Annotated in this window: 5 protein-coding genes and 1 rRNA gene; 4 read left to right on the top strand and 2 right to left on the bottom strand. The window is 41.0% G+C overall.

The window, feature by feature from the left end:
- Nucleotides 1-54: 54 nt before the first annotated feature.
- Nucleotides 55-169: ribosomal RNA gene (gene rrf, locus CWC17_RS11210) — 5S ribosomal RNA — on the top strand.
- 436 nt (nucleotides 170-605) lie between these two features.
- Here the strand turns inward: rrf and CWC17_RS11205 are convergent.
- Entirely contained in the window at nucleotides 606-1,922 is a 1,317-nt protein-coding gene (locus CWC17_RS11205) for a sensor histidine kinase (RefSeq protein WP_138612917.1), read from the bottom strand.
- Between the two features lie 2 nt (nucleotides 1,923-1,924).
- Nucleotides 1,925-3,343 carry a sigma-54-dependent transcriptional regulator gene (locus CWC17_RS11200; RefSeq protein ID WP_138612916.1) on the bottom strand — a complete coding sequence of 473 codons (1,419 nt, stop codon included), beginning with the start codon at nucleotides 3,341-3,343 and terminating at the stop codon, nucleotides 1,925-1,927.
- Between the two features lie 223 nt (nucleotides 3,344-3,566).
- On the opposite strand from CWC17_RS11200, the gene CWC17_RS11195 reads away from it, so the two are divergent.
- The 3 genes from CWC17_RS11195 (at nucleotide 3,567) to CWC17_RS11185 (ending at nucleotide 8,145) form a co-directional block, all read left to right on the top strand.
- Complete coding sequence (locus tag CWC17_RS11195) at nucleotides 3,567-4,820, top strand: efflux RND transporter periplasmic adaptor subunit (protein ID WP_138612915.1); 1,254 nt, start codon at nucleotides 3,567-3,569, stop codon at nucleotides 4,818-4,820.
- Between the two features lie 11 nt (nucleotides 4,821-4,831).
- Entirely contained in the window at nucleotides 4,832-5,548 is a 717-nt protein-coding gene (locus CWC17_RS11190) for an ABC transporter ATP-binding protein (RefSeq protein ID WP_138612914.1), read from the top strand.
- A 200-nt stretch (nucleotides 5,549-5,748) separates the two neighbouring features.
- Nucleotides 5,749-8,145 carry an ABC transporter permease gene (locus CWC17_RS11185; RefSeq protein ID WP_138612913.1) on the top strand — a complete coding sequence of 799 codons (2,397 nt, stop codon included), beginning with the start codon at nucleotides 5,749-5,751 and terminating at the stop codon, nucleotides 8,143-8,145.
- The last annotated feature ends 10 nt before the right edge of the window (nucleotides 8,146-8,155 follow it).

Raw genomic sequence — 8,155 nt, 5'->3', positions numbered from 1 at the left:
ATGATAATTTCAAAATTTAGTATGTAAGTGAAAACGAACTGACACCCTAATTTGCTTGGTAACCATAGCGTTTTGGACCCACCTGACCCCATGCCGAACTCAGTAGTGAAACGAAACAGCGCCGATGATAGTGTAGCATTTGCTATGTGAAAGTAGGACATTGCCAGGCTCCAAATAAGAGAAACCCGTTACAGCGATGTAACGGGTTTTTTGCTGTCTGGAGTTTAGTAAATAGCCAAGAGCCCATGCTGAACTCAGTAGTCAAACAAAACAGCTCGATGTCGAACCCCACGGAAGGCCGCCCCGACACAAAGATAGTGAAGCATTTCACTGTGGCTCTTCACCGCTGTGGGCACTATGGCATTATTAGTTACGGATTTACTTAATTAAGTGAGCTATTCTGAGGTAAGCAAATCGTATCGATAACATGACTAAATTGCTCCGCATTATTCTACCTCCTGTATCCACACGGCCGTAAATCAGAAGTTTTTAACGCACTTAGCGAATCCTTTAAGGTGATTCAGTATCATTCCAGATTGGTATAAAGAGATAAAAAATGAAAGTATAAATGCGACCTAACAGAATCAAAAATGAGCATGGTCAATTTAACCAAACACGCATCTAAAACACGCACCTTGTGGTTTTTGCACGTTAATTAAATCACCTCCGTGGTTGAGCATGATTTGCCGAGAGAGGCTCAAGCCAATGCCGGAGCCTTGTTGCTTAGTGGTAAAAAATGGCACGAAGATCATATCCACCACATGTTCGCTAATACCTGGGCCATTGTCGCTAATTTCTATGTAGAGTTGTTGGCTAGTATTTTGTGCCAAGCTAATTTCAATCCTTGGTTGAGCGGCATTCTCAGCGCTGTGTTTTTGGCTACTCTTTAGTACTTCAAGTGCATTTTTTATTAAGTTTACTAATACCTGCTCTATTTGGCTGCTATCGAGCATTACTAACTGCTGGCTTTTAATCGATAGTTTAATATGGGTTTGCTGTTGGTGTGCTTGCTGTAGATGTAAAGCGACTATACGCGCGAGTATATCGGCTAAATTCGCGGGTGCTAAATCAGGTCTGGGTAAGCTGCTAACTTGATGAAAACGAGTAATAAAATCGCCCAAGTGAGAGGTTCTTGATGCTAGTGTGTTTAGCGCAAGTTGTAAGTCTTGTTTATCTTCATTATCGATAAAACACAGTTCTTGTGGCATCAAATTACTGCAGGTATCAGCTAGTGATGATAGTGGCGTAATAGAGTTGGCAATTTCGTGGGTGAGCACTTTAGTTAAGCGCTTATACGCTTGTTGTTCTTTTAGCTGTAGTTGATTATGAATTGATTGCAAGCTGACAACTCGACGTACCTTACCTTGTATTTCGGCGATACTTAGTTGAATTGATAGGGTGTCGTGCTGCTCGCCATTTTGCCAGTAGGTGTTGCTGCGGATATTGTGTTCGGCGTTTAAAATTAACTCTCCAACAGCGCCTAACTCATGTAAATTTTGAAAGCTTTTACCTAGTAACTTACTAACGGCTGGGTTAGACTCGATCACCTTACCATTGTCATCACATACCATAACGGCTAAATCAACATGGATGAGCAAAGCTTGTAAAAACTGAGCTTGTTGCTCGGCATTAAAGCGCGCTGTTTGCATTTGTGCTTTTACTTGCTCAAATTGCTTAAGCATAGGGTGTTGCTGTCCAAGCCCTAAGGTACTGTCGCCATTAGCTAAAGCACGGAGCACCATTTCAGCTTGTTTTTGTTGGCGATTAAATAGCGTAAAAATATGCGCTATTAGCGCCGCTGAGACTAGTATTATTAACAATGTCGTCGCTGAAAAACCATGCTTTTGCAATACGTAGCTAAGCAACGCGCTTACACTTATAAGTGCGATAATATTAAATGAAAGTAATAAATTAGCTCGCATGATTATAGCCCGTATTTTTCAAGGCGGCGGTACATGGCACCGCGGGTTAAACCCAGTGATTTGGCTGCATGACTCACATTACCTTGATGGTGCTTAAGTGCTGCGCGAACTGTGCGTTGTTCGAGTATGTCTAGATCAAAGGTGTCGTACTGTAGCTGGTTGTTTATATCCTCTGTACTTTGACTCGCAGAATGAGTACTAGGTGCTGCGCTATTACCCACAACTGAGGTTATATCGAGTGTATCACTTTCAGTTAAAATAACGGCGCGCTCTATTGCGTGGGCAAGCTCTCGCACATTGCCTGGCCATGAATACTGGCAAAGTGCGTTCATATCATGATCGCTAATGGTTAAATCACGTTTATATTTTTGCGCAAAGTGGTTTAGGTAGTAATCAGCCAATAGTGGAATATCATCACTACGCTCACGTAATGCCGGTAGACGAATTTCAACGGTGTTTATTCGATATAACAAGTCTTGACGAAAACGACCTTCGCTCACAGCTTGATCAAGGTTGTCGTTCGTGGCGCAAATTAGGCGAATATCGATATCCACAGCTTTGCTGCCACCAACAGGTGTTATTTGTCGGTTTTGTAGTGCGCTCAGTAATTTAGCTTGCTGCTCTAGAGGTAAATTACCCAGCTCGTCTAAAAATAAGCTGCCACCTTGGGCAAGTTCAAATTTCCCAATGCGATCGGATTTTGCATCAGTAAACGCGCCTTTTTTATGGCCGAACAACTCGCTTTCAAATAAGTTTTTTGCCACTGCCCCCATATCTAGGCTCATAAATGTTTGGCTGTGGCGCATACTTGCTTGATGAATGGCATTCGCGGTGAGCTCTTTGCCTGTGCCACTTTCACCGGTGATCAGTATATTTGCATCAGTTTGTGCTGCTTTTTCTATAGTACTAAACACCTGCTTCATCGCATTGCTTTGACCTAAAAACTCAAAGCTGGGGGTATTCAAGGCTTGGTTTAACCCCTGTTTTTGGCGCGTTAATTTACTCACTTGTTGTTTGTCTTTGGCATGAGAGAAAGCAGCGGCCACTGCACCCAGTAATTGCTCATTTTGCCAAGGCTTGCTAATAAAGTCAGACGCCCCCGCTTTAATTGCATTGACTGCGAGTTGAATATCGCTGTAGGCAGTCATTAGCAAAACAACAATGTTAGGGTCTTGCTCGATGATTTTTTTTAGCCAATAAAAGCCCTCTTTTCCGCTTATTGAGTCTTGAGTAAAGTTCATATCAAGCAATATAACGTCGACGGGTTGCTCAACTTTGCGTTGCTCGTTAATGATGCCTTCAATATCAAAGGGGTTGTCGGTGGTTTTAACACTTTGATAATGCTGCTTTAGTAATAACCGTGCAGCAATAAGAATATCTGGGTTGTCATCAACAATTAAAAGTGAGCCTGAGTGTTTCATGATGATTATTTTTATAGGATTTTATTTAGCCTAAAACAAAAAAGGAACAGTGTCCATAAATGGACGTTTATAAAATGAAAAGTGTTCTATTATCGGACACCTTCGACACTGGGTTACTTTTTTATAATGTTAAGTTATTGAATTTTAATGTTAAAAAATGTTGGCATGCTGATTGTAATAACTATCGGTAATTAGTTAATAAACCTGTATTAAGGTAGCTGGCATGGATAAAAAAATAGAACGCTCATTTACTCAAAAGTATTTAAAAAAATTTACTTTTGCAGCACTTACTTTAGGTGTTGCTGCGGCTGCATACGGTTTTACGCAAAGCAGTGATACAGGTCGTAGCCAAAATATAGAGCGCAGCAGCTTAACCGTTAGCACAGTAAAACAAGGTGCATTTAAAGATGCCTTAAGCCTACGCGGTCAAGTAGTGCCAAAAACCAGTATTTACCTTGATACTATCGCTGGCGGTCAAGTGGAAGAACGTTTAGTAGAGCAAGGCGAATATGTTGAAAAAGGCCAACCGTTAGTGCGCTTAAGCAATACTAATCTGCAACTTGATGTAATGAGCCGTGAAGCACAAGTGACTGAACAACTTAATTTTTTACGTAATACACAAATGACTATGGAAACCAGCCGATTAAATTTACGCCGTGATTTATTAGAAATCGAATTAAAGATTACCCACCTAACCCGCCGTTTAAAACAAACTAAACCTTTGGTTAAAAGTGGCGTATTAGCGCAAGAGCAACTTTCAGAAATAGAAGAAGATTTAAATTATTACCAAGCCCGCAAAGAACTCACCCTTGAGCGCCAAAAACAGGAAAATTCAATCCGTGAGGTGCAAGTGGCGCAGCTTTCAGATAGCGCTAAAATGCTTGAAAAAAACCTACAGTTTGCGCGTCGAAATCTCGACAACTTATTAATCAAAGCACCGGTATCGGGTTATTTAAGCGAACTTGATGTGGAAATTGGCGAATCTAAAAACAGTGGTGCGCGGTTAGGCCAAATAGATATTCCTAATGAATATAAGTTAGTGGTGCGCATGGATGAATTTTATTTAAACCAAGTGCAGCGTGACATGGCGGTAATGATTGAGCTTGAAAGCGGCACGGTGAATGCAAAAGTGAGCAAAATCGATAGCCGCGTACAGCAGTCACAATTTCAAGTGGAAGTGGACTTACCCAGTAACACTAAAAGTATAAAACGCGGCCAAAGCATTGATATTGAGTTAATGCTAGGAGATGACAATAACAATGCCTTACTGCTTAAACGCGGCGCCTTTTTTACAAGCTCCGGCGGTAACTGGGTTTATGTAATAGAGCAAGGCGGTGATAGAGCAGTGCGCCGTGATATCCGCCTAGGCAAAAAGAATCAACACTATTTTGAAGTGCTTGAAGGGTTAAACGCGGGGGATCATGTAATTACCTCTAGCTACAGCAACTTTGACAAAGCACAGCAACTACAATTTTAGGGAAAATAATAATGATCAAATTAACTAATCTAAGCCGCGTATTTCGTACTCAAGATGTTGAAACAACAGCGCTGAGCAATATCAACTTAACCGTAAACGAAGGTGATTTTTTAGCGATTATGGGGCCATCTGGCTGTGGTAAGTCAACGCTACTTTCTATTTTGGGTATGCTTGATTCACCGACCTCAGGCAATTTTGATTTTGCGGGAACTGACATAGCAGGCTATAGCGAAAAGCAACTAGCAGAGCTACGTAAAGCATCAATCGGATTTGTATTTCAAAGCTTTAACTTAATTGACGAGCTAACCGTATTTGAAAACGTAGAGCTACCATTGCAATATCAAAAAATATCAAAAAGTGAGCGCAAAAAGCGTGTTGAAACCATTTTAAAGCGCGTAGGTATTGATCATCGAGGCGAGCATTTACCGCAGCAGTTATCGGGTGGTCAGCAGCAACGCGTTGCAGTAGCGCGTGCATTAGTGATTAACCCTAAACTCATTTTAGCCGATGAGCCAACCGGTAACCTCGACTCAAAAAATGGTGACGAAGTGATGGTTATGTTACGTGAGTTAAATAAAGAGGGCACCACGGTAATTATGGTTACGCACTCTGATAAAGAGGGTAATTACGCCGATCGCTTAGTGCGCTTACTTGATGGTCAAGTGATGGTTGATAAAGCGAATTTACAGCAACAAACATCACAAATTTCAGACGCTGTTGTTGCGTAATGCACGTTTACTATCGTTATTTTTTACAGCATGTTCCAGTGCACTTAATAAGAGCTAGTACAGTAATCTTATTTATTACATTGAGTGCTTTTGCTCTCAAGCATGAGCTGTCTTATGTATACCTCAGTGATATGGTAAGTGATTTTGTGGCTTGTCAGCTGTTTTTGTTTTAACCCCTAGGGGTAAGAAGGAATTTGATAATGTTTAAAAATTATATTATGACCGCAATGCGCTCATTTAAGCAGCAAAAGCAACACTTTTTGCTCAATGTACTTGGTTTGAGTATTGGTTTAGCGGCGGCTATTTTAGTGGCTATGTTTGCCTTTAATGAAGCTTCTTATGACAAGCAGCAACCCAATGCTGAACGCGTGTATCGTGTTAATCAGTATTTTACATCCTTGGGAGTTGGCGGGCCGATGACCAACAAAGACCTCATGAATACATTTAAAGATATGGCTGAAATAGAAGACATACTATCATTAGAGCCTAGTCTGCCAGGTGCTGAATTTGTTCGTGATGATGTGGGTTATAAATTAGAAAGTATTATATCGGCAAGCAGCAATATAGCTGATTTTGTGAATATTGATTTAGTTGCAGGCGACTTAGCCAAAGTGTTTAGCGCACCAAATATGCTCGCATTGAGTGAGCAGTACGCAATACGTATTTTTGGCCGTGCAGACATCGTTGGTGAAACCTTAATACAAGGTAATAAACGTTGGCAGATTGGGGCGGTATTTGCTGATTTACCTGAAAATACGCACTTCTTTTTTCAAGGGTTAATTAAAGAGTTACCAGCCAGTACTGAATATCAAAACATGAATAGTGCCTCTTATATTCGAGTAAAGCCAGGTACTGACGTTGAAAAGTTGGCAGAAACTATTGAGCAACGCTACATGAAAATTGCTTACGAAAACCCAAATTTAGCAAAAATGACATTACATCCGCTAACGTCTATTCATTTAACTTCTAACTCTAACTATGAAATGAAAAAGAATGGCTCGCTTTCAACGCTGCGTATTTGTATTGGTTTGAGTGTTTTATTGATACTTTTAGCTGCGTTTAATTTTATTAATATGAGCATTGCACAATCGGCAAAACGTGCCAAAGAAGTGGGCGTACGTAAAGCACTTGGCGCGAGTAAGCTACAAATTATTTGCCAGTTTTTAGTAGAGTCATTGCTTATCACTATTATTGCTGCATTAATTGCCTGTATGTTGGTTGAATTACTAACACCGGCTTTTAATCAATTAGTTGATAGACAGTTATCCCTTAATTATGACTCTACGTTAGGTGCTGCAATTGCTGTTGTTGTACTGTTAATCGGCTTGCTTGCCGGTATTTACCCTGCCATGTTTATGTCGGCTTTTAGTTCAAAACGAGTACTCAGTGGTGATATGCAGCGCGGCAGCACAGCCATCGCAGTTAGAAAAGGTTTGTTAGTTGTACAATCAGCGCTATCGGTTGGCCTAATTATTGGCGCTTTATTACTGCAACAGCAGTTGGCTTATTTACAATCACTACCAGTTGGCTACACCAAAGAAAGTAAATTGATTATCAGTGATATATCAGCTGAAGATATATTACACAACAATAATACAGCATTACTAAATCGTATTAACGTGATTGATGGCGTAAATAGAGCAAGCGTTATGGATATTGATGTAACAGGCTCATATAACTCGTCTCGCACATTTACCGCCGACAACGGTCAATTTACCAAACAAAGCTTACCTATTATTGGCGCCGGTAATGACATAGCCAAAACATTGGGCCTAACATTGGTCGCTGGCCGAGATTTTAGTGCAGATATGGCTGCTGATTGGTTTAATGAGGTTAGCGAAACTAAAGCAACGGCTTCAGCCATATTGACTGAGTCGCTAGTAAAACAAGCTGGTTATGCAACACCAAGTGATGCAATTGGCAGTACGTGGCGTGCCAGTGCAGGCAAAGGCCAAGATTTAATATTAACTGTTGTTGGTGTGGTTAAAAATATTAAAGTGGGTAGTGTTAAAGACGCACAACCTTCTACCATCTTAATTTGTGGCTACACCAGCAGTTGGGCAGGTCGCATTATTGTTGATATGGACGCTGCTAAAATGCTGCCTATTAAAGCGCAGCTTGCAATTATTTTGCAAGAGAATCTCGCAATTCGCGACCCACAAATAGATATGCTGAGCGAAAACTACCGTGCGCTTTATCGTAATGATGAACGTGCAACTGAGTTTGTCACTTTATTCTCTGGCTTAGCCGTATTTTTAGCGTGCGTAGGGACCTTTGGTTTAGCGTCATTCTCGGTATTACGCCGCCAAAAAGAAATCGCGGTACGCAAAGTACTTGGTGCATCACGCATCAGTATTATGAATCTACTGGCAAAAGAGTTTTTAATTTTAGTGTTAGGAAGTGTAGCAATAGCTTACCCGCTTACTTATTGGCTGGTGGGTGACTGGCTTGCTAATTTTAACGAGCGTGTTGATCAAGCTCTTTGGGTTTATCTAATTGCCGCTCTGAGTGTTGCTGCGATCACCTGGCTGACTGTGGCCAGCCTTGCCTTTAAAGCCGCCAGTACACGGCCATCGCTTACTTTACGTTATGAATAAAAAAAGTGAT

This window comes from Pseudoalteromonas sp. S3785, assembly GCF_005887365.1.
Classification (GTDB): Bacteria; Pseudomonadota; Gammaproteobacteria; order Enterobacterales; family Alteromonadaceae; genus Pseudoalteromonas.
The sequence above is the reverse complement of the archived record's forward strand: the minus strand, read 5'-3'. Positions and strand labels throughout refer to the sequence as shown.